Source organism: Pseudomonas sp. PDM04 (assembly GCF_014851765.1).
Taxonomy (GTDB): domain Bacteria; phylum Pseudomonadota; class Gammaproteobacteria; order Pseudomonadales; family Pseudomonadaceae; genus Aquipseudomonas.
The window spans coordinates 339,042-364,136 of record NZ_JACVAI010000007.1 but is presented as its reverse complement, the minus strand read 5'-3'; the positions used below and the strand labels follow the sequence as shown (position 1 = coordinate 364,136).

The following is a 25,095-nucleotide window of genomic DNA, read 5'->3' as shown; positions in this document are numbered from 1 at the left end:
AGCGCCTGCGCAAGGCGATCCACGGCTATTCGGCGCGGCACTCCTCCCCTCACGAGACCCTCCCTGCTATGAACAACAACCTGAAGTTTTACATCGACGGCCGCTGGGTGGAGCCTCACAGCTTCGATCGGCTGCCGGTGATCAACCCCGCCACCGAGCAGGCATTCTGCGAAATCGCCATGGGCGACCTGACCGATGTCGAGTCTGCCGTCATGGCCGCCCGACGCGCCTTTCCAGCGTTCGCCCGGACTTCGCCGGCACAGCGTAAACAACTGCTGCAGCGAATTCTTGAGGTGTTCATGGCGCACTACGATGACATCGCCGACGCCATCGTTCAGGAAGTCGGCGCCCCGAAAGCCTTGTCCCACCACTGGCAAGCCGGAATCGGCAGGCGTCACCTGGAGCAACTGCTGCGCACCCTCGACACCTTCGAGTTCCAGAAGTCCCGTGGCACCACGCTGATTGCCCATGAACCCGTGGGCGTGGTGGCGTTGATCACCCCCTGGAACTGGCCGATCAACCAGATCGTCTGCAAGGTCGCGCCGGCCCTGGCCGCCGGTTGCACCATGGTGCTCAAGCCGAGTGAAATCGCACCGATCAATGCCTTGCTGTTTGCCGAGGTCATGCACGAGGCCGGCGTACCGGCGGGGGTTTTCAACCTGATCAATGGCGATGGCCCGACCGTGGGCGCCGCCCTGTCGGCCCATCCGCACGTGGACATGGTTTCGTTCACCGGCTCGACCCGCGCCGGGACGGAAATCGCGCGCCTGGCCGCACCGACGGTCAAGCGCGTGCACCAGGAACTGGGCGGTAAATCGGCCAACATTCTGCTCGACGACGTCGATCTGCAAGCGGCCGTGACCAGCGGTGTCGACAGTTGCTTTGGCAACAGCGGGCAATCCTGCAACGCGCCGACGCGCATGCTGGTGCCGGCTGCCCTGCATGATCAGGCCGTGGAGATTGCCCGCCGCGCCGCGCAAAAACACATCGTCGGCACGCCCGATGCGCCCGCCACGACCATGGGCCCGGTGATCAGCGAGCGTCAGTACGACAGCATCCAGCGGATGATTGCCATTGGTATCGACGAGGGCGCACAACTGGTGTGTGGCGGACCGGGTCGCCCCGATCACTTGCCCCGGGGTTATTACGTGCAGCCGACTATCTTCGCCGATGTCACCCAGGACATGACCATCGCCCGCGAGGAAATATTCGGCCCGGTGCTGGTCATCCAGGCCTACGAAGATGAAGCGCAAGCGGTCGAGATGGCCAACGACAGCGTGTTTGGCCTGGCTGCCTACGTTCAATCGGCGGACCGGGCGCGTGCTCGCGATGTCGCCCTGCAAATGCGTGCCGGCAGCGTCTACATCAACTATCCGGGCTGGGATTCCGGCGCGCCGTTTGGTGGCTACAAGCAATCGGGCAATGGTCGCGAATACGCGGAATGGGGACTGGAGGCATTTCTGGAGGTCAAGGGGATTGTCGGCTGGGGGGCTTGATGCCCCCAAACGGACAGGCAAGCCGCTTTCTACAGCGGCGCTGCCACCTCGGCCTCGCCGCCCGGCACCTTCGCCTCGGCCTTGATCAGATCGGCCATGCGCTCGGCGATCATCAGGGTCGGGACGTTGGTGTTGGCGCAGGGAATCGAAGGCATCAGCGAAGCATCACACACACGCAGCCCGGCGACGCCGATCACGCGGCCATCACCGGTGGTGACAGCCAGCGGATCGTCGGCGCGCCCCATGCGGCAGGTGCCAGACGGGTGCCAGGTACCGCCGACATTGCGCTGCACGAACTCGGTCAGGGCCTGGTCATCGGCGAGGAGTTTGCTCAGGGTGACGCCTTGCGTCACCAGGCCATGAATCAGCAAGCCCCGCAAGGGCCCGGCGATGTCCAGCAACAGGCTCAGGGCGCCGCGTTGCAGGGCATTGATCCAGCCCGGCATCGCGACCCTGGCCACCCGTGGCGAGTAGCTCGATGGAAACACCACGGCGCACTCGCGGCTCAAGGCTGGCGCCGATAACGTCTGGGCCCCAAAGCGCAACGCCTGCTTCAGACGCTCGAGGTCGCGGCCATCGCTGAGCATGTCGAAGCGCACCTGCGGTTCGTCGTGGGGATCGCTGGACGCCAGGCGCAGATGGCCACGGGAATAGGATTTGTTGACCCAGAAAAACATCGTGCCCAGTCGATAACCGATCGAATGCCAGCCTGATCGAGAAAGGATTGCACCGTGCATATCACAGGGCACCGTGTCGGCCAGCCCGGAGGAAAAACGCACGATGGCCTGTTCATGATGCTCCTCTGGATACGCCGTGCGACCTTCGCGGTTGAGCAGCGCAGACACCGCAATCGACGGATGCTCCATCAGGTTGGCGCCCACCCCCGGACGGTCCGCCACCGACGCAATGCCCAGCGACGCCAGATCATCCGCCGGGCCGATGCCACTGCGCAGCAGCACCGCAGGGCTGTGGATCGCACCGGCACAGACAATGACCTCACGCGCCCGCAAGGACTCGACGACGCCATGACGGTCGATAATCCTGGCGCCCGTCGCACGGCCCGCCTCGATCAACACCCGATCCACCACGCAGCGGGTGCGCAGGCTCAGGTTCTTGCGTTGGCGCACCTCATCGGTCAGGTAACACACCGAGGTGGGGATTCGCTCGCCCTGCTCGCTGACGCCAATGGCGCCGACAAACACGCCCTCCTCCCAGGTGCCATTCTGGTCGGCCTTGTGCTCGAGATCGCGCCCGCCCAGGACCTTCATCACACCCTTGACGAAAGGTGAAAGGCGCTCCGATGGCGTACGCCGGATCCTCACCGGGCCGTCGCTGCCATGCAGCGCCTGGTCCTGCGGGCTGCAGAAGTCGGTGTCGTTTTCCAGCTTGCGAAAGTACGGCAGGCAGGCTTGCCAACTCCAGCCCTCGGCGCCCAGCGCCTGCCATTCGTCATAGTCGGCCGGCGCGCCACGGTTGGTCATCAGCGCATTGATGGCCGAGCCGCCACCGAGGATCCGCGCCTGCTCGTAGCGCCGCGTGGCGCTGGCACGCTGGCCCATCAACGCGGTCAGGCGCTGCCAGATATTGCTGACATCCAGATAGGCGCGCCCCGGATACCGACTGCGTATCTCGGGGGGCATCGTCTGCCGGGAAATATCGCGCCCTGCCTCGATCAGGCACACCTGTTTGTCGGGGTCCTCGGAGAGCCGGGCGGCCAGCACGCAGCCGGCCGACCCACCGCCCAGAATCAAGTAATCGATCATGCCGACACCTTACTGAACGAACTTGAGCCAGCGATCCTTGGCGGCAATTCCTTCGGCGGAAGCCCACCACTCTTCCGACATCAGGGCTTGCCTGGCCGCGTTATCCGGCGAGCTTGGCAGTTCCTTGGCCCGCTCGGCGGTGATTTTGCCGGTAGCGAACGCCGCCGGGTTACCTGGACCGTAGTCGATGTAGAGCGGTAGGTTGGCCTGCAGCTCAGGCGATACCGCTTCGTTGAGGAACTTCACGGCCGCCGCATAGTTAGGCGCATTTTTCAGGATGCACAGCTGGGTGTTCTGCAACAGACCGTCGTTGTAGGTGAAGGCCACATCGGGGTTGCTCTTTTGCACGGCGCTGGCGCGACCGTTCCAGATCATCAACATGTCGACTTCGCCATCGGCGAGCAATTGCGCCGACTGACCACCCGAGGTCCACCATACGGCGATGTTCGGCTTGATCTGTTCCAGACGCTTGTAGGCACGGTCGACATCCAGCGGGTACAGCTTGTCGCGAGGCACGCCATCGGACAGCAGCGCCGCTTCCAGGGTGCTCATCGGGTCGTTACGCAAGGCACGCACGCCGGGGAAGTTCTTCACGTCCCAGAATTCGGCCCAGGTCTGCGGCACTTTTTTCAGGTTCTTCTTGTTGTAGCCAATGACCGACGAATAGAACTCGTAGGCCACCGAGTACGGTGTGCGATAGGCCGCCGGCATGTTCTGCACGTTTGGCAGCTTGCTCAGGTCCAGCGGTTCGATCAGCCCTTCCTTGCCGCCGCGCAGGCAGTTGGACGGTGGTGTATCGATCACGTCCCAGACCGGTTTCTTCGCCTCGCCCTGGGCCTTGACCATCGGCCAGGCATCGGGGGCGCTGTCCTGTTTGATGGTGATGTTCAGCCGCTTGGCCGCCGGATCCAGAATGGCCTTGGTCTGGGCCTCCTGGTAAGCACCGCCTTGGGAGACGAAGGTGATTTCCTCGGCCATGGCGGGCATCGCGCACGCCACCGAAAGACTCAACAGGGAAATGACGGAACCGAACGCTTGAGCAACAGACAAGGTTTTCATGGCAAATCATCCTGGACGTAGATTAATTCGGCAGCGTTAAAACCTCGACTGAACACCCTGCACCCGCGTGCTTTGCTCAGGTTTGATTTTATTGTTCGACCGAGCGGGACATTTCGACGTTACAAGAGCATGACACCCGGGGGCAATGCACGAATAGTCAGGACCACCATAACTTCAGATCATGCTTATTTCACCGGGCATGCGCCAGCGGCTTTCCCGTGCAACAGGCTCACTTGAGCGCGGCAAACGGCAAGCGCCTGGCCAGTTCCTGGGCGAGATACCGGGCGAATACCGAGATGCGTTGCGGAATATGCCGGCGATGCTGATAGACCACGAAGATATCGGCCCTGGGCGCCTGGTAATCGCTCAGTACCGCGCGCAAGCGCCCGCTTTCAAGGTGTTCCTGAACATTCCAGCGCGAACGCAGGATCAGCCCATGCCCGTCCAAGGCCAGGCGTAACGCCACTTCTCCATCGTTGCTCGACAATGTACCGCTGACCTTGTGCGAGTAATCCTGGCCATCCTTGCTGAAACGCCAGATCGCGTAATCACTGCCGAACTGACGCAGCACAATGCAGTTATGCCGGACCAGATCCGCCACCCCTGCCAGCTCAGGCATAGCTTCAAGGTATTGTGGAGAGGCGCAGAGAATGCGCGGGTTTTCCAGCAGGCGCACAGCAATCAGGCGCGAATCGGGCGGCTCACCCATGCACACGCTCAGGTCGAACTGATCGTCCAGCAGGCTGGAAGGCTGGCTGGAGAGCTCCAGAGACAGCTCCAGCTCCGGGTGCAACCGGGCGAAACTGGAGACCACCGGCGCCAGGTGCTGCCGGCCGAAACCCAGGGTGCCGTTGATCCGCAAACGCCCCTGCAAGGTCGGCTGCCGACTGTTGAGCGCACTCTCCAGCTCTTCCAGTTGCCGCAGAATCGGCCGCCCGCCTTCCAGGTACAACGTCCCTTCCGGCGTCAGCGACAACCGGCGGGTGGTGCGCTGCAGCAATTGCACCCCCAGCCGTGCTTCAAGCTGGCTCAAGCGTTTGCTCACCGCCGGCAACGACAGGCCGAGGTGGCGCGCCACTTCGGTCAGACTGCCGCGTGTCGCCACCTGCTGGAAGAAACTCAAGTCATCGATCATCGCCACGGATTGTTTCCTTAAAACTAAGAATGGCTTTCGCTCAAGGCTAATTATTAATACAGGGCGACTGCATACACTGGCAACCAGTCCCCATCAATCCCAGGAGTCGAATCCATGAGCAAAGCCCAGTACAAAATTGCAGTGATCCCAGGCGACGGCATCGGCAAGGAGGTCATGCCCGAAGGCGTGCGCGTCCTCGACGCCGTGGCCGCGAAACACAACCTGGAGCTGCAATGGGACTGGTTCGATTTCGCCAGCGCCGATTACTACCTGGCCCACGGCAAAATGATGCCCGACGACTGGTTCGAGATTCTCAAGGGCTACGACGCGATCTACTTCGGCGCAGTGGGCTGGCCAGACGTCGTACCTGACCACATTTCCCTGTGGGATTCGCTGTTGCAGTTCCGCCGTGAATTCGACCAGTACGTGAACCTGCGCCCGTGCCGCCTGATGCCGGGCGTCAAGGCGCCGCTGGCCAATCGCAAGCCCGGTGACATCGATTTCTGGGTCGTACGGGAAAACACCGAAGGTGAATACTCCAGCGTGGGCGGCAAGATGTTCCCGGGCACCGACCGGGAAATCGTGTTGCAGGAGACCGTCATGACCCGCGTCGGCGTCGACCGCATTCTCAAGTTCGCCTACGACCTGGCCCAGAGCCGGCCGAAGAAACACCTCACCTCGGCCACCAAATCCAACGGCATCGCCATCACCATGCCGTACTGGGATGAGCGCGTCGCCGAGATGGGCAAGAAGTTTCCGCAGGTGAAGGTCGACAAGTACCACATCGATATCCTCACCGCGAACTTCGTCCTGCACCCGGACTGGTTCGACGTGGTGGTCGCCAGCAACCTGTTCGGCGACATCCTTTCCGATCTCGGCCCCGCCTGCACCGGCACCATCGGTATCGCGCCGTCTGCCAACATCAACCCGGAGCGCAACTTCCCGAGCCTGTTCGAGCCCGTGCACGGTTCGGCGCCGGACATCGCCGGCAAGGGCATCGCCAACCCGATCGGACAAATCTGGTGCGGCGCGATGATGCTCGAACACCTCGGCCACCCGCAGGCGGGTGCGGCGGTGCTGACCGCGATCGAAACGGTGTTGGCCATGGGGCCGGAGAACGCACCATTGACCGCCGACATCGGCGGCAAAGGCAACACCGAAGCCCTGGGCAAGGCCATTGCCGCTGCTGTCTGACCCGGCCAATAACGCGCAATCTTCCGTTCACGGCCCGTGATACGGAAGATTGTTGCGCCTGACTTTGGCATCGTGAGAACACCTTTCCAGCGCTTGCGAGAACCCCCATGACCCTGCTGTTCAAAGTCGACGATGCCCGTGGCTGCGCCTGGAAATCGCTGTTCGAAAAACATGCGCCGGACATCGAGGTGCGTTTCTGGCCGGACATCGGCGACCCATCGCAAGTGCGCTACTTCGCCGCCTGGCAACCGCCACGGCAGCTGCATGAACGCTTCCCGAACCTGGAAGTGATCTTCGCCACCTCGGCGGGCGTCGATCAATTCGACCTTGGCGAGTTGCCGGAACACATTCAGGTCGTGCGCATGCTCGACCCTGGCATCGTCCAGGGCATCGTCGAATACGCCTGCTTCGCCGTGTTGAGCCTGCATCGCCAGATCCCGCTGTACCTGCAGCAACAACAGGCCGGCCGCTGGCAAGACCACCTGCTGACCCCGGCAGCGCAACGTCGCGTCGGCGTCATGGGCCTGGGCAACCTGGGGATCGCGGTGCTGCAAAACCTGCGTACGTTCAACTTCCAGCTGCATGGCTGGGCACGCTCGCAGAAGCGCATCGACGGCGTGCAATGCCATGCCGGCAACGACCAGCTCGAGCCTTTTCTCAACCAGTGCGACATCCTGATCTGCCTGCTGCCCCTGACCGACGACACCCGCGGTCTCTTGAACGCGAGAACACTGGCTGCACTGCCAACAGGTGCCAGCCTGATCAACCTGGGTCGGGGTGGTCACCTCCAGGAAGACGATCTGCTTGAGGCACTGGCGTGCGGGCAACTGAGCCACGCCATCCTCGACGTGCTCAACGAAGAACCGCCATCGCCGGACCACCGGTTCTGGCAACACCCACAGATCTGGCTGACCCCGCATGTCGGCGCAATGACCGCGCCGCAGAGCGCCTTTCCCGGGTTGCTGGAAAATCTCAGGCGCCATCAGGCTGGCGAGCCCATGCAAGGCCTGATCAAGCGCGATCACGGCTACTGACGCGTCAGTCCTGGGGGAGCGAGCCAGCTCGCAAACAGGTCGGTACACAGGCCACCTCGGCGGTGGATCGAGTACCCCCTTCGGCGAGCGGGCTCGCTCCCACAGGATTGGGTCTGACCTGGCGGGAATTTGCAGAAGGTCCTTCTTCTGCAAATCACACTGGTCGACCGGTCAGTTGAACGGCGCCGGGTGCGGTGTCTGCGCCGACGATGGCGGCAGAATCGGCAGCTTGAAGCTCGGCTGCTCGCCGGTCAGGGTATCGAGGAAAGCGACGATCTGACTGATTTCCTCGCTGCTCAACTTGCGCCCCAGTTGCAGCCTGGACATCACGTCCACGGCGTCCTCCAGTTTCCAATAGGCGCCGTCGTGGAAATAGGGATACGTCAGCGCGACGTTACGCAGGGTCGGCACCTTGAACTTCATCCGGTCGGCGTCCTTGCCGGTCAGGCCCGCCACGCCCAGGGCCGGGTTCTGGGTGGCATAGGGTTCGACCATGCCCATCTTCTGGAAGGAACCACCGCCCACGGCCTCGCCGTTGTGGCAGGCGACGCAACCGATACTCTTGAACAGTTGATAGCCTTGCAGGGCTGTCGGGCTGATGGCTTTCTTGTCGCCCTTCAGCCAGCGGTCAAACGGCGCATCCGGGGTGACCAGGGTTTCCTCGAACGCGGCGATGGCGTTGGTGACATCATCGAACCTGATCCCGTCATCGCCATAGACCTTTTTGAACGACGCGCGGTATTGCGGGATGGAGCGCAGCACATCCACCGCCAGATCGTGGGTGAACCCCATCTCGCCCGGGTTGGCGATCGGGCCGCCAGCCTGCTCCTGTAGATTGGCCGCGCGGCCATCCCAGAATTGCGCGATGCTCATGCTGGCGTTCAGCACCGTCGGCGAATTGATCGGGCCCTGGTGCCAGTTGTGCCCGACCGAGGTCGGCAAATTGTCGCTGCCACCCATGCTCAGGTTGTGGCACGAGTTACAGGAAATGAAACCGGATTTGGACAGGCGCGGATCGAAAAACAGCTGTTTACCCAGCTCGACCTTGTTTGCATCAGTGATCTTTGCCGGTTGCACCGGCAGGATCGGCTCACTCGGAGCGGTGTTGGCCCACGCCATGCTCCCCAGCATCACGCCTACGGTCAATATCAACGGTCTGTACATGGCGAACTCCCTTCAGGCTTATCGTTTGAGACACCCTGTACTGAGTGGCGGCCTGTTGCCATGACCTGGATCAGTCAAGCCCCCAACCTGCCTGCGACCTGCGGTCACGCGACACACATCAACCTCGCATACGCTCGCAAAAGGGAGGTTATCGCCAAACGGACAGGCCACCTTCAACACTCGGTCATAACCAGCAGGCTCTCCACCCCGCCGCAACCAAACCCGCCGTATGCCTTGGCGAAGGCACGGCGCGCAGGCCAAGGCCATTCCGTTGCTGCATGAATTCTCGGCGCAAACAAGCACCCGCCGCCGACTGGCCAGTCGACGGCGGGCTTTCAGCGTTACCCTGCGCGCTGACTAACCGAAGGTATGAGTATCTTGTCCGGCGTGCCGGCTGTTAAATTCTGAACCTGAGCAAGATCCAACGCACAGGTGAAACGACTTGCATTGGCATGCGATCGGTTGAACCCACCCGGCGAAATCGCCCTTATTCAGTCATGACGGCCGAATTGCTTTTCAATCAAGCGGCATCTGGCGACAAGCCCTACCGAGGGTTTACCCATCATTGACGGGCTTGGCAGCATCAAGCGGTGGCTGGCTCTCACGCTCATTGCAATGCACTCCCTCGAGGAAAATCCGTCGGAATGAATATGGCACCTTTAGTCCTGTCCATGCACCGCGCCACGATCAATACGGCGCCGTATGTGTGGGTGCTCAGGCTTGGAGCGATCACGCTCACACTGGTGATTTTTCTGGTCGACTGGTTGAGTTCGCTGGATGTGGCCATCGCGGTGCTGTACGTCGCGGTGATCCTCATTTCCAGCGATCTGTTTTCTTACCGGGGGATGCAGGCGGTATCCCTGATTTGCGGGCTGCTGACGCTGGCCGCGTATCTGCTTTCTCACACAGATGCGTGGCTGGAACCGCCATTCTTGCGATGCCTGGTGAGCCTGGCGGCGATCACCATCAGTGCAATCCTGGCGCTCAAGAGCAAGGCCGCCAGGGAGGCGCTCCAGCAACAGGTCCAACTGCTGCATCGTAGCGAGGCATTTTTGGCCGGCGCCCAACGACTGAGCCGCACCGGTAGCGTCGGCCTGAAGATGCCCGATGCAGAACTGGACTGGTCCGAGGAGGCCCGGCGCATATTTGAGTTTGATGGTCCCCTGCAGCCGACCCTGCAACAGATGATCGCTCGCACTCATCCAGACGACACGGGCGACCTGAAAAAGCTGATTCAGGACGCCTACGCCCAGCACGCCTGCCTGGAGGCGGAGTTCAGGCTGCTGATGCCCGATGGGCGCTGCAAAAATGTGCGCATGCTGGCGCAGCGGATGGCTGATTCATCCGGGGGCTGCGAGTACCTCGGCGCGCTGATGGATGTCACCGCGGCAAAATGCGCGGAAGAGGCGCTTCATCAGTCACAGTCCCAGCTGGCCCACGTGACCCGCGTCACGATCCTGGGCGAAATGGCCGCGTCCATCGCCCATGAGGTCAACCAGCCACTCGCGGCGGTGACGACCAACGCTGAGGCCGGTCTGCGCTGGCTCAACCGCGAAGAACCCAACTTCGCCGAGGTCTGCGGCGCCATCCAGCGCATCATCAACGAAGCTCATCGCGCGAGCGAAGTCATCCGCCGGATTCGAGCGCTGCTGCGCAAATCCGAGCCTCAGTACCTGTCAACGGATCTCCAGGAGGTGCTGCAAGAAGCCCTGCTGCTCACCCGCCGCGAGATAAGACGGCACAAGGTCAACATCGAATTCAAACCCCGGGGCGACATTCAGTGGGTCCACGGCGATCGCATTCAGTTGCAGCAGGTCATCATCAACCTGCTTTTGAATGCCTTGCAGGCGTTGTCCTGCGTGCAACCCAAAGGACGACGACTCTTGATCGTACTGGAAAGCGAACCGGGTCATGATGTGTTGTTGCGCATACAGGACAACGGTCCCGGCATCACCGCGCAGAACCTGCCCCAACTGTTCAACCCTTTCTTCACCACCAAACCAGAAGGAATGGGCATGGGCTTGTCGATCTGCCGCTCGATCATCGAGGCCCATGGCGGACGCATCTGGGCTGAAAGCGAACCGGGACAGGGGGCACGGGTGTGTTTCTCGCTTCCTGGCGCGCCAAGCTGAAAACCCGCTGAATCAGTCGCCCCCCCCCTCGACTGCCCTCCCCGCAACAAATCCTGCCCAGCGTGCCTGGTGCCCAAACTCCCGCCAAGCGCAGGGTGATTCGCCCCACCGACATAGCAGTCCCTCTTCAAGCAATGGTCGACTCCCGTCACAGCGACGTGGCTGGGCCCGCGTTGACTTCGTGCAAAGGTCACTGCGGCCAGACACACCTGTGGCCTCTGACATTTTCCAACCCTTGACAGCCTGTTCCGCGTTTCCTTACCATCCAGACACCAGAGAAACACTGTTTCGCTGTAAAAAACATAAATCACTGACTGATTGGCCGTTCGCTACCCGCAAGGCCAATTGGATCGGCGCTGCTGTACCCGTTTCCCTGGCGACCAAAACAATAAAAAAGACCAAGGAGATTCTTCGATTGAACACGCCCCCTCATTAGCACCACGCCGTCTTCATCCTTCCTGATTTATCCAAACCGAACGCTCGGATGTCATTCGCTCTGACCCCGCGCGCTCACGTACACGCCTGGACAATAACAATATGAATGCAAAGAAGACTTCACTGGCACTGGCTATTACTGGCGCGGTTTCCTGCAACGCGATGGCCGACACCGGCGGCTTTGTCGAAGACGCGCATTTCTCGATAAAAGCGCGAAACTTCTACATGAACCGCAATTTCCTCGACGACCGCACTTCACAGAATTATTCCGAAGAATGGGCGCAGGGTTTCATTGGGACTTTCGAATCCGGTTACACCCCGGGGACAGTCGGTTTCGGGGTGGACGCCATTGGCCTGCTGGGCATCAAGCTGGACACTGGGGGCGGCCGCAAAGGCGGTGGCACGCTGTTGCTCGAAGAAGACAGCGACGGGGCCAAAAGCAGCTATTCAAAAGGCGGAGCCGCGGTGAAGGCGCGGCTGTCGAACACGGTGTTCAAGTTCGGTGAGCAACTGATGAACCTGCCGGTACTGGCCACCAGTGACAACCGCCTGCTGCCGGAAACCACCCAGGGCTGGTTGTTGACCAGCAAGGAAATCACCGACCTGACCTTGCATGCCGGCCACTTCACCGCGTTGCGTAGCCGTGACCAGAGCGAGCATGACAGCGGCGGGCTGACTTCCCTGGACCTGATCGGCGGCACTTACAACCTCAACAAGCAATTCAGTGCCCGGGCCTACCATTCCGACGTAGAGGATTACTGGCGCAAGAACTATCTGGGCGCCACCCTGACCTTACCGATCAGCGAGGGTTACACCGCCAGGTTCGACTTCAACGGCTATGACACCCAAAGCCAGGGCCAGCAACGCGGCGGCGACCTGGACAACCGGATCTGGAGCCTGTCGGCAGCGCTTTCGGCAGGGCCCCATGGTTTCTTGATCGCCCATCAACGGGTGACCGGTACCGGGAACTACACCTATGGCGTCGACGGCAACAGCACGGTGTTCCTGGCCAACTCCGTGCAGTACTCGGACTTCAACTACGAGAACGAACGCTCATGGCAGGCTCGTTATGACTTCGACTTCGTTGCGCTTGGCGTGCCTGGGTTGAGCTTTATGGGCCGGTACTTGCGCGGTACGGACTTTCATACGGCACAGACTGACAATGGCCGCGCCTGGGAGCGGGATCTGGAGCTCAAATACGTGGTGCAATCGGGCTCGGCCAAGGACCTGTCGTTTCGCATCCGGCAGGCCAGCTTCCGCAGCCCGGATCGCGGGCTCGATTTCAATGAGGTGCGGCTGATTACCGAGTACCCGATCAATATTTTCTGAACGGCCCTGCCCGGCTCTGCCGGGCATGTCCCCACACCGATCAGAATTCTCCTTTGAACCCGAGGTTCCAGGAGGCGCGCAGCGCTGCCTTTTTCAATGCACGGACCTGTTCGGGGTCCCGTTCACGGGCAATATTCTGCACGGTCGCCACCAATGCCACCGTGCCGATAAATTCTTCGTTGATACCCAGAATCGGCGCGGCGATCGCAGAGATCCCCAGAGTCTCTTCCTCGATGGCAGATGCCCAACCCTGGGACCTGGCTTCGCTGACCTGGCGAATCAGCTCCGCACGGTCAGTCACGGTATTGACCGTGATCGCGGGCAATTCGCCCGGGAGTTGATCCATGCTCAACTGTTTGGCGAAGGCCAGCGCGACCTTGCCCTGGGCGTTGCAGTGCAACTGCAGCTCCGTGCCGATACGCACACCAATTTCAAGCGTGGATTTGCCCAGCAGCGTTTCGACCACCATCAAGCGGCGCGCTTGAAGCACCGATAACACCACCGTCAACCCCAACTCGTCTCGCAGGTCTCGAATGGCATCAGCAGAAGCGCTCAGCAGATCGATGCCACTGGCGGCGACCTGCCCGAGCACATAAGCCTGGATGCCCAATCGATACTTCGAGGTCTGCGGGTTCTGACTCAGGTAACCCCGCTCGACCAGGGTCTTCAGATGCCTGAACACTGAGCCTTTGGTCGTCCCCAGTTGCACGGCCAGCTCACTGACCCCCACCCCGTCGCCGGCGCTGGCGACCCGTTCGAGCACATCCAGTGCCAGTTGCACCGACCTGACTCCACCTTTCCCTGCATCGTCGCTCATGTTGGGACCCACTCCTGCAATTCATCCAAGCCCGAGTCGAGCTGGCAAGCTGTGTGCTTTAGAGATAAAAAATAACGTCGTTCGCGTAGGCGAAACGATACATCTGTATATCACGCCAAAACAAGTTCAGGGCACTTGCATTTTTGCTTCGTGAATTTTTTATCGCGCCAGAGGTTGAACCCAAACATAAGCGGCTGATTTTTCTGACAAAGCCCGTTTACTGGAAAAATCCCACCTGACAATTTTTCGCTCATAGAAACACCGTTACCACCAGCGATACACAAAACATTTGACGAGCACTCACAATCGTCGTAAAAATGAAACCACGTACCGCATACGCATACGATAGTTGAATGATAGAGGATGACGTCATGACCGCTCGTGATTCGGCCCTGGCCAAGCGAGATATCGCCCACCACCTCCACCCGCAGACCAATCTGCGACTGCACGAACAACTGGGCCCGTTGCTGATCGAGCGCGGAGAAGGCATTCATGTATTCGATGACCAGGGCCGGCGCTACATCGAAGGGATGTCGGGCCTGTGGTGTGCGACGCTGGGTTTCAGCCAGCCGCGCCTGGCCGAAGCAGCGTACGCGCAACTGTTGAAGTTGCCGTATCAGCAGACGTTTGCTCATCGCAGCCATGGGCCGGCCGCAGACCTGGCCGCCGAACTGATTGCTCACGCACCGGCAGGCCTGGGGAAAGTGGTCTTCCAGAGTTCCGGATCGGAAGCGATCGATACCGCGATCAAATTCGTTCGCTACTACCACATCGCCCTGGGGAAGCCGCACAAGACCCGCCTGATCGCCCGCCATCGCAGCTACCACGGCACGACCCTGGCTGCCGCCAGCCTTACCGGTCTGCCGAACATGCATAAAGGTTGGGGGGATCCTCTGGCCGACGTCATCCATGTGCGCTGCCCGCACTTCTATCGCCAGGGCCTCCCAGGGGAAAGCGAGGAGGCGTTCTCCACCCGCCTGGCCGAAGAACTGGAGCAGACCATTCTCGACGCGGGTCCTGAAACCATTGGCGCCTTCTTCGCCGAGCCGGTGATGGGCACCGGTGGCGTGATCGTGCCGCCAGCCGGCTATTTCGCCAAGGTTCAGGCGGTCCTGCGCAAGTACGACATTCTGATGGTGGCCGATGAAGTGATCTGTGGCTTCGGGCGCACCGGCTATTACTGGGGCTGCCAGGCGATGGGCATCCAACCGGACATGCTGACCTGTGCCAAAGGCCTGTCCGCGGCGTTTCAGCCGATCTCGGCTTTGTTGGTCAGCGATCAGGTCTACCAGGTCATCGCCGATCAGAGCAACGCACTGGGTGGCCTGGGCCACGGCTACACCTACGGCGGGCACCCGGTGGCCGCCGCCGTTGCCCTGGAAACCCTGCGGATGTACGACGAACTGGCTATCGTCGAACACGTCGCCGAGGTGGCCCCGGCCTTCCAGGCGGGCATCAAAGCCCTGGCCGATCATCCACTGGTGGGCGAAGCACGGGGCATCGGCCTGATGGCGGCACTGGAGTTCGTCGCCGACAAACACACCCGCGCCCCTTTCCCTGCCGAACTCAAAGTGGCAAGCAAGGTCAGCGACGTCTTGCAACGCAACGGCGTCCTGCTGCGGGCGCTGGGCGACACCCTGGTGATGGCACCGCCGCTGATCGTCGATGCCGATCAGATCCAGACTATTCTCAAGGCAGTGGCTCAGGCACTCGATGAAATCCTCGCGGGTATCCAGCCATGACCGCCCAATCGCGTCGCGCGCTGACCAGGGTCCCTATGCCGACACCCGACAACATCGCCGTCCCCGCCGTAGACAGTCCGGTACTGGTCCGGTTCGAAGGTGTACACAAAACCTATGACGAGCGCAGTTGGGTCGTAGACAACCTGGACCTGAATATCCGCCAGGGCGAATTTCTGTCCCTGCTGGGCCCCAGCGGATCAGGAAAGACCACCACCCTGATGATGCTCGCCGGTTTCGATGCACCGGACCGTGGCCGTATCCTCATGGACGGCAGCGACATCAGCAAGCTGCCGGCTTACAAACGCGACATGGGTGTGGTCTTCCAGAGCTACGCCCTGTTCCCGCACATGAGCGTGGCCCAGAACGTCGCCTTCCCCCTCAACCTGCGCAAAATACCGCCCGCCGAAGCCAAGGTTCGGGTCAAGGAAGCGTTGACCCTGGCGCGCCTGGAAGGCTTTGAAGATCGCAACCCCGCGCAGTTGTCCGGAGGCCAGCAGCAACGCGTCGCGCTAGCCCGAGCGCTGGTGTATCGCCCACGCATGCTGCTGATGGACGAACCGCTGGGTGCCCTCGACAAGGGGTTGCGCGAACACATGCAACTGGAACTCAAGGCCATCCACAAACAGCTGGGCATCACGTTTGTCTACGTCACTCACGACCAGGACGAAGCCATGACCCTGTCGGATCGCGTGGCGGTATTCAACGAAGGCAAGATCGCCCAGATCGACCGGCCGGAAACCATTTACAACCGCCCCGCCACTCGCTTCGTGGCGAACTTCCTGGGTGAAACCAATGTGCTGGAAGGTGTCCTGGTCAGTGTCAGCGGCGATCTCGCACGAATCCGCCTGAACGAGGGCGGTACGGTGCACGAGGCGTTTTGCTCTGACCCGGGGCTGGCCACGGGTCTCCCGGCAGCGCTGGCGATTCGTCCCGAGAACCTGCGACTGGCAGCCCCCGGAGAAGCCTCGATCCAGGCGTGCGTGGTCGACAGCATCTTCCATGGTGCCCACTGCAAGTTGCGCCTGGTGATGACCGATGGTTGCGTGCTGTCAATGACCTACAACCCGGGAAGCCTGAGCCAGGCCCCACCCCTGCCCGGCGAAAGCGTGCGCCTGGCATTGCCTGCCGCACAGGCAATGATCTTGCGCTGAGCGCCCAAAAACAAAAAGAACGCGTCGATCTGCTACGTCACTTCTGCCGACCACAACTAAATCAAAAGTCTGGGAGTCACATCATGTTCAATCCATGCTCCGTTCGCAGCCTCACCCTGGTTTTATGCGGGTTTGCCCTGCTCCAGGGAACCGCTCAGGCCAGAGACCTCACCGTCGCCTCATGGGGCGGTGCCTATCAGGATGTGCAACGCAAAATCTTCTTCGAACCCTACACCCAGGCCAGCGGCAATAACGTGGTGGATGACAGCTGGGAGGGCGGCATCGGCCTCTTGAGAACCCATGCCGAGGGCGCAGACAGCGGGTGGGATGTCGTTCAGGTCGAGGCCGAAGACCTGCAGTTGGGTTGTGGCGAGGGGCTTTTCGTTTCGATGGACTTCAAACGCATCGGCGGCAAAGACAACTACATTCCCAGCGCGGTCAGCGAATGCGGCGTGGGCAGCGCGGTCTACAACTTCGTGCTGAGCTACGACACCAGCAAGGTCGCTCGTACGCCCAAAGACTGGAGCGACTTTTTCGACACCCGAACCTTCCCTGGCAAACGCGCCCTGCGCCAGGGCCCCAAGGGCAACCTGGAAATCGCCCTCATGGCCGACGGTGTTGCGCCGGCCGACGTCTACACCGTCCTCAACTCGGCGGGTGGCGTAGAGCGCGCCTTCAAAAAACTCGACACGATCAAGAGCCAACTGCTGTTCTGGAAAGCGGGTGGCCAACCGATGCAGCTGCTGGCGTCAGGTGAAGTGAACATGACCACGTCCTATAACGGTCGGGTGACCAACGCCATCCACCAGGATCACAAGCCATTCGGACTGGTCTGGAATCAGTCCCTGCAAACCATGGACAGCTGGGTGATCCTCGCCAATTCGCCGAACGTCGACAAAGCCTATGGCCTGCTGGACGTGATGGGCAAAGCGGAAAACCAGAAGAAATGGCCAAGCCTGCAGCCGACCGGGATCACCTCGATCAAAGGCATTGCCGACACCGATCCGGCGGCGCTCGCCGACTCCCCGAGCGCGCCTCGCAACAGCGCCAACGTGCTGGTGCTCAATGACAAGTTCTGGGTCGACCGAATCGACGAGCTGAACGCCAAATGGACCGCATGGTCGGCCAAGTGATCCGAATCGAGTAAAAAGACATGAGTGCAATCGCAATCAATGCCTCGTCACCGGTGGTCGCCCGCAAGGATCGCGGCGCTCTCTGGCGCGCCTACGGCCTGCTGGCACCTTTGGTGGTGTTTCTGGTCCTGACCTTCGTCGGTCCGATCGGCACCTTGCTGTGGCGCGCAGTCGCTGACGGCGAATTGCCCCAAGCGATGCCGGCGACGGCCAGTGCCGTCTCGGACTGGGACGGCAGTTCAGCTCCGGACGAGCGTTTGTTCGAACCGTTGGTGCAGGACCTCAAGGCGGTATCACCCCGCGACCTCGCGGCGGCTGCCCGCCGCCTGGCCTACGAGGCACCGGAACTGCGTGGGTTGCTGATGGCGGCCAAACGCGAGGCCGGCGCCCTCGACGGCAGCCGCGCGAGCTTGCAGAAGCTCGACCCACGCTGGCTGGAAAATGCAACGTGGCAAACCTTCAAGCGCGCCTCAGGCCCTGTCGGGACTTATCACCTGCTGTCCGCCGTGGACGTAAAACACGACTACCAACAAGGCCTGGTCGCTAAGGATGAGGCCGGCCTGTACCGTTCGATCCTTGGGCGCACCTTTGGCATCGCGGCCATCACCACGCTGGTCTGTGTGCTGCTGGCATTCCCGCTGTGTGTGTTTCTGGACCGCCGAACGCCCAGGACCCGCAATGCCCTGTTGCTCCTGATCCTGCTGCCGTTCTGGACATCTATTCTGGTTCGTACAACCGCCTGGATGGTGTTGTTACAGGACCAGGGCATCGTCAACGCGATGTTGTTGAAGCTCGGATGGGTCGATAGCCCGTTGCACCTGCTGTACAACCGATTTGGCGTGATCCTGGCACTGGTTCACGTGATGCTGCCGTTCATGGTGTTCCCGCTGCTTGCCGCCATGTCCAGTTGCAATCGCTTGCTGGTACAGGCGGCCTATTCCATGGGAGCCCGCCCACTGCGGGTGTTTTTCCAGGTCTACCTTCCACAGGTCCTCCCTGGTCTGGTGGCCGGTGCATTGATGGTCTTTATCGTCACGCTCGGCTTCTACATCACGCCCGCCCTGCTCGGTGGACCCGCCGATCAAATGATCAGTTTCTACATCGCCCAATTCACCACCGGCACATTGAACTGGGGCCTGGCCTCGGCATTGGGGCTGGTGTTGCTGGTAGCGACCACCCTGCTCTACCTCATTCAGGCGCATCTGGCCCGCCGCAACACAGGAGCGAAGTGATGATCCGTAATCCCAATAGCGGGCCGATGGCCTGGTTCGGCAACTTCGGCGTGTCACTGAGTGGCTGCCTGGTCCTGGCCTTTCTGTTGCTGCCTATTCTCATCGTACTGCCGCTGTCGTTCAGTGACAGCCGCTACATGTCACTGCCCCTGGGGAACTTTACGCTGCGCTGGTATGAGGATTTCTTCGCCTCCTCGCAATGGCTGAGTGCGCTGTTCAACAGCATCGCGGTGGCCCTGGCGAGTACTGCGCTTGCGGTGATCCTGGGTGGGTTGGCGGCATTGGGGCTCCGGCACCCGGCCATGCCAGGCAAACGCTTCATCGAAGTCCTGCTGATCGCTCCCATGATCGTGCCCGCGGTCATCGTGGGCGTCGGCATGTACTTTGTGTTTTCCAACGCCGGGCTGACGCGAACCTACCTGGGCTTGATCCTGGCGCACACCACCCTGGCGGTACCGTTCGTGGTGGTCAATGTCGGTTCGGCACTGGGCGGCTTGAACCAGCGCCTGTTGTGGGCGGCGGCCAGCATGGGCGCGACGCCCTGGACAACCTTGCGCAAAGTGACCTTGCCGCTGATCTCGCCGGGCCTGGTGTCTGGCGGGCTCTTCGCCTTTGCCACCTCCCTGGATGAGGTGGTCGTGACCCTGTTCCTCGCCGGTCCCGATCAGCGCACGCTGCCTCGAGAAATGTTCACCACGGCCCGAGAAGCGTTGAGCCCGGTCCTGCTTTCCGCAGCCACGATCATGGTGCTGTTTGCCACCCTGCTGTTGCTGTTGTCACGCTCCGTGACCCGGCGCTCGTAACCTTCAGATCCTTATGCAAAAGGGACAGGCCTGCAAAGCAGGGCTGTCCCCTTATCTTGAGCCCGCAGGACCACGCCTGGGCCCCGAATCAGGCCGAAGGTCGGTGTTCGCGGCGTCTTCAGCCTTCACAAACGCTGGTAGGTTCCGGCATGCAAACGCTCGCTGATCTCCGCCGCAGCGGACTGCAACTCACGCAACATCGCGACTGGCGGTGGCGAGGGGATCGCCGCACTCGGCCCGACGATACCGATCGTCCCGACGATCTGGTCGTTATCGCGAAAGATCGGACAGCACACCGCATTGATACCCATCGTCACCTCACCGTCCGCGTCGTCATAAAGCCGCTCGCGGATCAGTGCCAGGCGCTGCGCCAAGGCTTCGGGATCGTGCAGGGTGCGCTCGGTGAGTTGCGGCATCTTGCGGCGCATCACCCGCTGCTGACTGGCGGCATCCGCGAACGCCAGCACCGTGCGGCCCTGTGCCGAACAATGCGGCAAAACCCGGTTGCCGGGCTTCACCGAAATGCAGACATTGGCCTTGGACTCGACGCAGGACACGACCAGCGCCGTGTCATGGGTGGCGACCGCCAGCAAGGCCGTCTGGCCGGTGGCGTCACGAATGCGGGTCAGGTAAGGGTCGACAAGGGCGCGCAGGTCGAACTGCTCTCCGGCGGCTTCGCCGTAGGCCACCAGGCGCGCACCGAGCATGTATTTCTCGGTGGTCGGGTCCTGTTCGAGGATGCCCAGTTGCCGCATCGATGCCAGGTGCCGGTAGGTGCGCGGCTTGGCAGTCTTCAATTGCTGGGCGAGTTCGGTCACCCCTAAAGGGCGCCGCGCGGCGGTCAACTCGTCAAGCAGGCGGAAAACCATCTCCACCGACTCAAGCAGGGCCGGGCCGCTCGCGGGCTTCTCGTCATCCTGGTTCAAGCGTTCACCTCGCATCGGGCTATGAAAGCCCCGATTGTATCGCTTGGCGAAACGCTTGTGTTGGTCTACGACATCAAATACCGGAAGGTTCGGCCATCACCGGCGCACGCTGCGGCTCGGGCGGTTTGACCGAAAACATGGCGTAGGCACCGAGCAGCGTCATCACCGCCAGCACATACAGTCCGTACTCCAGGTGACCGCTGCCCTGCTTCACCCAGCCCATCATGAAGGGGCTTGCGTACCCACCCAGGTTGCCGATGGTGGCAATCAGCGCGATGCCGGCCGCAGCGGCGGTCCCCGTCAGCAGTACACCGGGCAACGCCCACAGGACACAGAAGCCCGCCAGGCCACCCGACATCGCCAGGCTCAGCCCGGCCAGCGAGAGCACCGGCTGGTCATGGAAGAACGCGGCCATGGCCAGGCCCGCCGCCGACGCCAGGTTGCACAAGGTGCCGTGCCAACGCCGTTCGCGGGTGCGATCCGAGTGCCGGCTGACCACCAGCATCACCACCGAGGCCACCGCAAAAGGGATGGCGGCAATCAACCCGGTGTGCGTGAGGTTCTTCACCCCCAGCCCCTGGACGATCTGCGGCAGCCAGAAGCTGACGCCATAGGTCCCGCACAACAGCGCGAAGTTCACGTAGATCAGCCGCCACAAATCCTTGTTGACGAAGGCTGCACGGAAGTTGTGACCGGCGCCCGCCTGCTCGTGGGCCTGGCGTTGCGCCGCCAACTGGCGCACGACCCGTTGGTTCTGCTCCGGGCTCAACCAGTGCACGTTGCCAGGACGATCATCCAGATAGAAGTACACGACAATGCCGAGGATGACCGCCGGCGTACCCTCGATCAGGAACAGCCACTGCCAGCCGGCCAGGCCGTGCACACCGGCAAAGGTTTGCATGATCCACCCCGACAGCGGGCTGCCCATGACCCCGGCCATCGCGATGCCGAGGTTGAACCAGGCCATGGCCTGGGACCGGGCATAGGACGGGAACCAGTAGGTCATGTAAAGCACCACCCCCGGATAAAACCCGGCCTCGGCCATGCCCAGCAAAAAGCGCATGACATAGAACTGGTTCGGGGTCTGGACGAACATCATCGACACCGACAACACCCCCCACATCACCATGATGCGGGTGATCCAGAACCGTGCCCCCACCCGCTGCAGCATCATGTTGCTGGGAATTTCGCACAGGCAATAGCCAATGAAAAACACCCCGGCACCGAAGCCGAAGGCCAGGTCGCTCAAGCCGATATCCGCCGACATCTGCAGCTTGGCAAAACCGACGTTGACCCGATCGAGGAAGGCAATGATGTAGAGCACGAACAGGAACGGCAGCAACCGCCAGGCAATGCGGTTGTAGAGCACACTGTCCTGTTCGTTGTCGAACGTATTACGGGCTATGAGCTTCATCGGAGTACTCTTTTGTAATTGTTTTTAGTGGTGAAGCGAGCCTGATCAGGCCTGGGCCGACAGGATGAAATCGGCGCAGCGCTCGCCGATCATGATGCAAGGTGCATTGGTATTGCCACTGACGATCGTCGGCATGATCGAGGCGTCGGCCACCCGCAGCCCCTGTACGCCCCGCACCCGCAGGGACGGATCGACCACGGCGCCAGCGTCCGATCCCATCCGGCAGGTGCCGGCCGGGTGAAACACGGTCTTGGCAACGGTTCGTACGTAGTCCTCGAACACAGCGTCCGGTACATCGTCGTTTTCGGGCAGCATGAGCATGCGCTCGACCACATTGGCCAGGGCCGGTGCACGGAGGATCTTGCGAGCCAGCTTCACCCCCGCGACCATCGTGCGCATGTCTTCGGGGTCACTGAGGTAGTTGGCGTTCAGCGCGACATCGTCCAGCGGGTTGGCGCTTTTCAGGCGCAGCCGGCCACGGGAGCGAGGCCGCAAGGCACAGGGGTTGACGGAGATACCGTGGCCGGCCGGCGGCATGCGGTCGATATCGCCAACCAGCGCCGGCACGACGTGGAACTGCACGTCGGGGCGACCGCAGCCGGTGGCATCGACGAAGGCCCCACTTTCCACCACGTTCGAACTCAGCAAACCATGGCGGGTCGCCAGGTATTTGAGTCCATGACCGATCGCGCGCAGGCCACGATCATGTCCCAGCAGGCTGGAGGGCTCGCGGGTCTGGGCGTAGACCGAGGCGCTCAAATGATCCTGGAAGTTCTCGCCGACCTGCGGTGAATCCACGCGTACATCGATGCCCATGGCCTGCAAGTGCTCGCGCGGACCGATGCCGGAGAGCATCAGCAGTTTCGGCGAGGCAATGGCACCGGCGCTGACAATCACCTCACTGCGGGCGCGGAAGCCGAGCGCGCGACCCGCGTCGTCTTGCGCCTGAACACCGACCACGCGTGGTCCATCGAATTGCAAGCAAGTGGCGTGTACGCCCGTCATGACCTTGAGGTTGGGGTTCTTGCGCATCGGGCGCAAGTAGGAAACCGCGGAACTGGCCCGGCGTCCGTCGGCGGTCGTGGTCTGGTAGAACCCGGCGCCCTCCTGCTTCACCCCATTGAAATCGTCGGTGGCCGGCACGCCGGCTTCGACCGCCGCCTCGACAAAAGCGCTGCTGAGAAAATGCCTGTGCCGAGGGTCGTTCACCTTGAGCGGCCCCTGCTGGCCATGGAACTGACCACCGAGCCGCGCATTCGACTCGCAACGACGGAATACGGGCAGCACGTCATCCCAGCCCCACCCCGGGCAGCCGGCGTTTTTCCAGTCTTCGTAATCCTCCGCCTGGCCACGGATGTAGATCATCGCGTTGACCGAACTGCCACCGCCCAGCGTGCGACCTTGAGGGATGAACACCTCGCGGTTATTGACGAACGGCTCGGGCTCGGTGCGGTACATCCAGGTGCGCCGGGTGCCATGCACCCGGATGAACGTGCCGGGAATATGCACATAAGGATGATTGTCAGCGGGCCCGGCTTCCAGCAGCAGCACCTGCTTGCCGGCCTGGGCCAGCCGTGCGCTGAGCGCACAGCCAGCCGATCCGGCTCCGATCACGATGTAATCGAAAGTTTCCATTCTTGTTGTTCTCTTGGGTGGAAAGATCAGCCGACCTGACTGACGAACTTGGTGGTGAAGTACGCGTCCAGGCCTTCACTGCCCCCTTCGCTGCCATAGCCGCTGTCTTTCACGCCACCGAACGGTGTCTCCGGGGCGGCCAGGCCAAAATGGTTGATCGACACCATGCCCGACTGCAGCTCGTCGGCCAGGAGCGTGGCACGCTGCACCGAACGGGTGAAGGCGAAAGCCGCCAGGCCGAACGGCAATCCATTGGCCTTGCCGATGACCTCTTCGAGGCTCTCGAAGGCAACGATCGAGGCAATCGGAGCAAAAGGCTCCTCGCTCATGATCCGTGCGTTGTCCGGTACTTCGGTGAGCACGGTCGCCGGGTAGTAGAAACCGCCACCCTCGATGCCCTGCCCGCCCAGGCGCAATTGCGCCCCCACGGCCAAGGCGTCATCCACGTACGCCTGGGCTGCCGCGACCCGGCGCGGGTTGGCCAGCGGCCCCAACAGGGTGCCGGTGTCCTGGCCATCGCCCAGCTTCAGGCTGGCGCTGACCCGACAAAATGTTTCGACAAAGCGTTCGTACACGCTGGCCTGCACATAAAACCGGGTCGGAGAAGCGCAGATCTGCCCGCCGTTGCGGAACTTGAGATTGGCGCCGAGCGTGGCGACCGCCTCCACGTCGACATCGTCGCAGACGATGAATGGCGCGTGTCCGCCGAGCTCCAGGGTGCAGCGCTTGAGGTACTGCCCGGCCAACGCACCCAGCGCACGGCCAACCGGGACCGAGCCGGTGAACGAGACCTTGCGGATCACGTCGGAACGGATCAGGTGATCGGAGACTTCGGCCGGCACGCCAAACACCAGGTTGAGCACCCCGGGCGGTACACCCGCGTCCTGGAAGGCGCGACACAGTTCAATGCAGGAAGACGGGGTCTCTTCCGGCCCCTTGGCAATGATCGAGCAGCCGGCGGCCAGTGCCCCGGCGATCTTGCGCACCAATTGACTGACCGGAAAGTTCCACGGGCTGAACGCCGCCACCGGGCCGATCGGTTCACGCAACACCATCTGCCGTACGCCCGTGGCACGCGGCGGTATCACCCGACCATACGCACGACGCCCTTCTTCGGCGTACCAGTCAATATGGTCGCCGGCGCCAAAGGCCTCCATGCGGGCTTCAGCCAGTGGCTTGCCCTGTTCCAGCGTGATCAGGGCGGCGATTTCGCCAGAACGCTCGCGCACCAGTTCAGCTGCGCGGCGCAGCACCTTCGAGCGTTCGTACGCGGATGTCTTGCGCCACACCTCGAAACCACGCGCAGCAGCTGCCAGTGCCCGATCCAGGTCGGCGGAACCGGCCAGGCTCAAGTGGGCGACAACCTCGCCGGTGGCCGGGTTGAAGACTTCGGCGTGGCGCGGGTGATTGCCGGCGGACCACTGCCCGTCGATCAAAAGGGATTCTATGACTCGCATCAAGTGCACTTCCTATATATTGTTTCTTTCGTAGAAACACTGTT

Annotated in this window: 19 protein-coding genes; 10 read left to right on the top strand and 9 right to left on the bottom strand. The window is 61.8% G+C overall.

Annotation, left to right across the window (positions count from 1 at the left end; genetic code table 11):
- Positions 1-68: 68 nt before the first annotated feature.
- Positions 69-1,496, top strand: coding sequence for an aldehyde dehydrogenase family protein (locus IB249_RS26320; protein WP_192308784.1), 1,428 nt, complete (start codon positions 69-71; stop codon positions 1,494-1,496).
- A 29-nt stretch (positions 1,497-1,525) separates the two neighbouring features.
- Here the strand turns inward: IB249_RS26320 and IB249_RS26315 are convergent, their stop codons facing one another.
- The 3 genes from IB249_RS26315 to IB249_RS26305 form a co-directional block, all read right to left on the bottom strand.
- Positions 1,526-3,259: a GMC family oxidoreductase gene (locus tag IB249_RS26315; RefSeq protein ID WP_192308783.1), complete on the bottom strand. Its 1,734-nt coding sequence runs from the start codon at positions 3,257-3,259 to the stop codon at positions 1,526-1,528.
- 9 nt (positions 3,260-3,268) lie between these two features.
- Positions 3,269-4,318, bottom strand: coding sequence for an ABC transporter substrate-binding protein (locus IB249_RS26310; RefSeq protein ID WP_192308782.1), 1,050 nt, complete (start codon positions 4,316-4,318; stop codon positions 3,269-3,271).
- Positions 4,319-4,547: 229 nt separating this feature from the next.
- Positions 4,548-5,459, bottom strand: a complete 912-nt coding sequence (locus IB249_RS26305; protein ID WP_192308781.1) for a LysR family transcriptional regulator — start codon at positions 5,457-5,459, stop codon at positions 4,548-4,550.
- A 108-nt stretch (positions 5,460-5,567) separates the two neighbouring features.
- On the opposite strand from IB249_RS26305, the gene IB249_RS26300 reads away from it, so the two are divergent.
- Positions 5,568-6,647, top strand: a complete 1,080-nt coding sequence (locus tag IB249_RS26300; RefSeq protein ID WP_192308780.1) for a tartrate dehydrogenase — start codon at positions 5,568-5,570, stop codon at positions 6,645-6,647.
- Positions 6,648-6,754: 107 nt separating this feature from the next.
- Positions 6,755-7,681 (top strand): 2-hydroxyacid dehydrogenase, encoded by a 927-nt coding sequence (locus tag IB249_RS26295; protein ID WP_192308779.1) that lies wholly within the window; start codon positions 6,755-6,757, stop codon positions 7,679-7,681.
- Positions 7,682-7,852: 171 nt separating this feature from the next.
- Here IB249_RS26295 and IB249_RS26290 read toward each other — a convergent pair whose 3' ends face one another.
- Positions 7,853-8,845 (bottom strand): cytochrome-c peroxidase, encoded by a 993-nt coding sequence (locus IB249_RS26290; RefSeq protein WP_192308777.1) that lies wholly within the window; start codon positions 8,843-8,845, stop codon positions 7,853-7,855.
- A gap of 644 nt (positions 8,846-9,489) precedes the next feature.
- Between IB249_RS26290 and IB249_RS26285 the strand changes: the two genes are divergently transcribed.
- Entirely contained in the window at positions 9,490-10,977 is a 1,488-nt protein-coding gene (locus IB249_RS26285; RefSeq protein WP_225607201.1) for a sensor histidine kinase, read from the top strand.
- 537 nt (positions 10,978-11,514) lie between these two features.
- Positions 11,515-12,741, top strand: a complete 1,227-nt coding sequence (locus tag IB249_RS26280) for an OprD family porin (RefSeq protein WP_192308775.1) — start codon at positions 11,515-11,517, stop codon at positions 12,739-12,741.
- A gap of 40 nt (positions 12,742-12,781) precedes the next feature.
- Here IB249_RS26280 and IB249_RS26275 read toward each other — a convergent pair whose 3' ends face one another.
- Positions 12,782-13,558 (bottom strand): IclR family transcriptional regulator, encoded by a 777-nt coding sequence (locus IB249_RS26275; RefSeq protein WP_192308773.1) that lies wholly within the window; start codon positions 13,556-13,558, stop codon positions 12,782-12,784.
- A gap of 371 nt (positions 13,559-13,929) precedes the next feature.
- Between IB249_RS26275 and IB249_RS26270 the strand changes: the two genes are divergently transcribed.
- From IB249_RS26270 to IB249_RS26250, 5 genes are all read left to right on the top strand, one after another.
- On the top strand, positions 13,930-15,300 hold the full coding sequence (locus tag IB249_RS26270) for an aminotransferase (RefSeq protein WP_192308771.1): 1,371 nt from the start codon (positions 13,930-13,932) through the stop codon (positions 15,298-15,300).
- A complete protein-coding gene (locus IB249_RS26265) occupies positions 15,297-16,451 on the top strand; it encodes an ABC transporter ATP-binding protein (RefSeq protein WP_225607200.1) in 1,155 nt (384 codons plus the stop codon). Before IB249_RS26270 ends, IB249_RS26265 begins: the two co-directional genes overlap by 4 nt.
- A gap of 83 nt (positions 16,452-16,534) precedes the next feature.
- A complete protein-coding gene (locus IB249_RS26260) occupies positions 16,535-17,584 on the top strand; it encodes an ABC transporter substrate-binding protein (RefSeq protein ID WP_192308769.1) in 1,050 nt (349 codons plus the stop codon).
- A gap of 20 nt (positions 17,585-17,604) precedes the next feature.
- Positions 17,605-18,816, top strand: coding sequence for an ABC transporter permease (locus IB249_RS26255; protein ID WP_192308768.1), 1,212 nt, complete (start codon positions 17,605-17,607; stop codon positions 18,814-18,816).
- Between the two features lie 2 nt (positions 18,817-18,818).
- Positions 18,819-19,619, top strand: a complete 801-nt coding sequence (locus tag IB249_RS26250) for an ABC transporter permease (protein WP_412548029.1) — start codon at positions 18,819-18,821, stop codon at positions 19,617-19,619.
- Positions 19,620-19,744: 125 nt separating this feature from the next.
- Here IB249_RS26250 and IB249_RS26245 read toward each other — a convergent pair whose 3' ends face one another.
- From IB249_RS26245 to IB249_RS26230, 4 genes are all read right to left on the bottom strand, one after another.
- A complete protein-coding gene (locus IB249_RS26245; RefSeq protein ID WP_225607199.1) occupies positions 19,745-20,545 on the bottom strand; it encodes an IclR family transcriptional regulator in 801 nt (266 codons plus the stop codon).
- 73 nt (positions 20,546-20,618) lie between these two features.
- A complete protein-coding gene (locus IB249_RS26240) occupies positions 20,619-21,959 on the bottom strand; it encodes an MFS transporter (RefSeq protein WP_192308765.1) in 1,341 nt (446 codons plus the stop codon).
- A gap of 45 nt (positions 21,960-22,004) precedes the next feature.
- A complete protein-coding gene (locus IB249_RS26235) occupies positions 22,005-23,594 on the bottom strand; it encodes a GMC family oxidoreductase (protein WP_192308764.1) in 1,590 nt (529 codons plus the stop codon).
- A gap of 26 nt (positions 23,595-23,620) precedes the next feature.
- Positions 23,621-25,051, bottom strand: a complete 1,431-nt coding sequence (locus IB249_RS26230; protein ID WP_192308763.1) for an NAD-dependent succinate-semialdehyde dehydrogenase — start codon at positions 25,049-25,051, stop codon at positions 23,621-23,623.
- Positions 25,052-25,095 lie beyond the last annotated feature (44 nt).

Coding starts and splice junctions, on each gene's coding strand:
- IB249_RS26320 (WP_192308784.1), top strand. CDS start 69: ATGAACAACAACCTGAAGTTTTACATCGACGGCCGCTGGGTGGAGCCT.
- IB249_RS26315 (WP_192308783.1), bottom strand. CDS start 3,259: ATGATCGATTACTTGATTCTGGGCGGTGGGTCGGCCGGCTGCGTGCTG.
- IB249_RS26310 (WP_192308782.1), bottom strand. CDS start 4,318: ATGAAAACCTTGTCTGTTGCTCAAGCGTTCGGTTCCGTCATTTCCCTG.
- IB249_RS26300 (WP_192308780.1), top strand. CDS start 5,568: ATGAGCAAAGCCCAGTACAAAATTGCAGTGATCCCAGGCGACGGCATC.
- IB249_RS26295 (WP_192308779.1), top strand. CDS start 6,755: ATGACCCTGCTGTTCAAAGTCGACGATGCCCGTGGCTGCGCCTGGAAA.
- IB249_RS26290 (WP_192308777.1), bottom strand. CDS start 8,845: ATGTACAGACCGTTGATATTGACCGTAGGCGTGATGCTGGGGAGCATG.
- IB249_RS26285 (WP_225607201.1), top strand. CDS start 9,490: ATGAATATGGCACCTTTAGTCCTGTCCATGCACCGCGCCACGATCAAT.
- IB249_RS26280 (WP_192308775.1), top strand. CDS start 11,515: ATGAATGCAAAGAAGACTTCACTGGCACTGGCTATTACTGGCGCGGTT.
- IB249_RS26275 (WP_192308773.1), bottom strand. CDS start 13,558: ATGAGCGACGATGCAGGGAAAGGTGGAGTCAGGTCGGTGCAACTGGCA.
- IB249_RS26270 (WP_192308771.1), top strand. CDS start 13,930: ATGACCGCTCGTGATTCGGCCCTGGCCAAGCGAGATATCGCCCACCAC.
- IB249_RS26265 (WP_225607200.1), top strand. CDS start 15,297: ATGACCGCCCAATCGCGTCGCGCGCTGACCAGGGTCCCTATGCCGACA.
- IB249_RS26260 (WP_192308769.1), top strand. CDS start 16,535: ATGTTCAATCCATGCTCCGTTCGCAGCCTCACCCTGGTTTTATGCGGG.
- IB249_RS26255 (WP_192308768.1), top strand. CDS start 17,605: ATGAGTGCAATCGCAATCAATGCCTCGTCACCGGTGGTCGCCCGCAAG.
- IB249_RS26240 (WP_192308765.1), bottom strand. CDS start 21,959: ATGAAGCTCATAGCCCGTAATACGTTCGACAACGAACAGGACAGTGTG.
- IB249_RS26235 (WP_192308764.1), bottom strand. CDS start 23,594: ATGGAAACTTTCGATTACATCGTGATCGGAGCCGGATCGGCTGGCTGT.
- IB249_RS26230 (WP_192308763.1), bottom strand. CDS start 25,051: ATGCGAGTCATAGAATCCCTTTTGATCGACGGGCAGTGGTCCGCCGGC.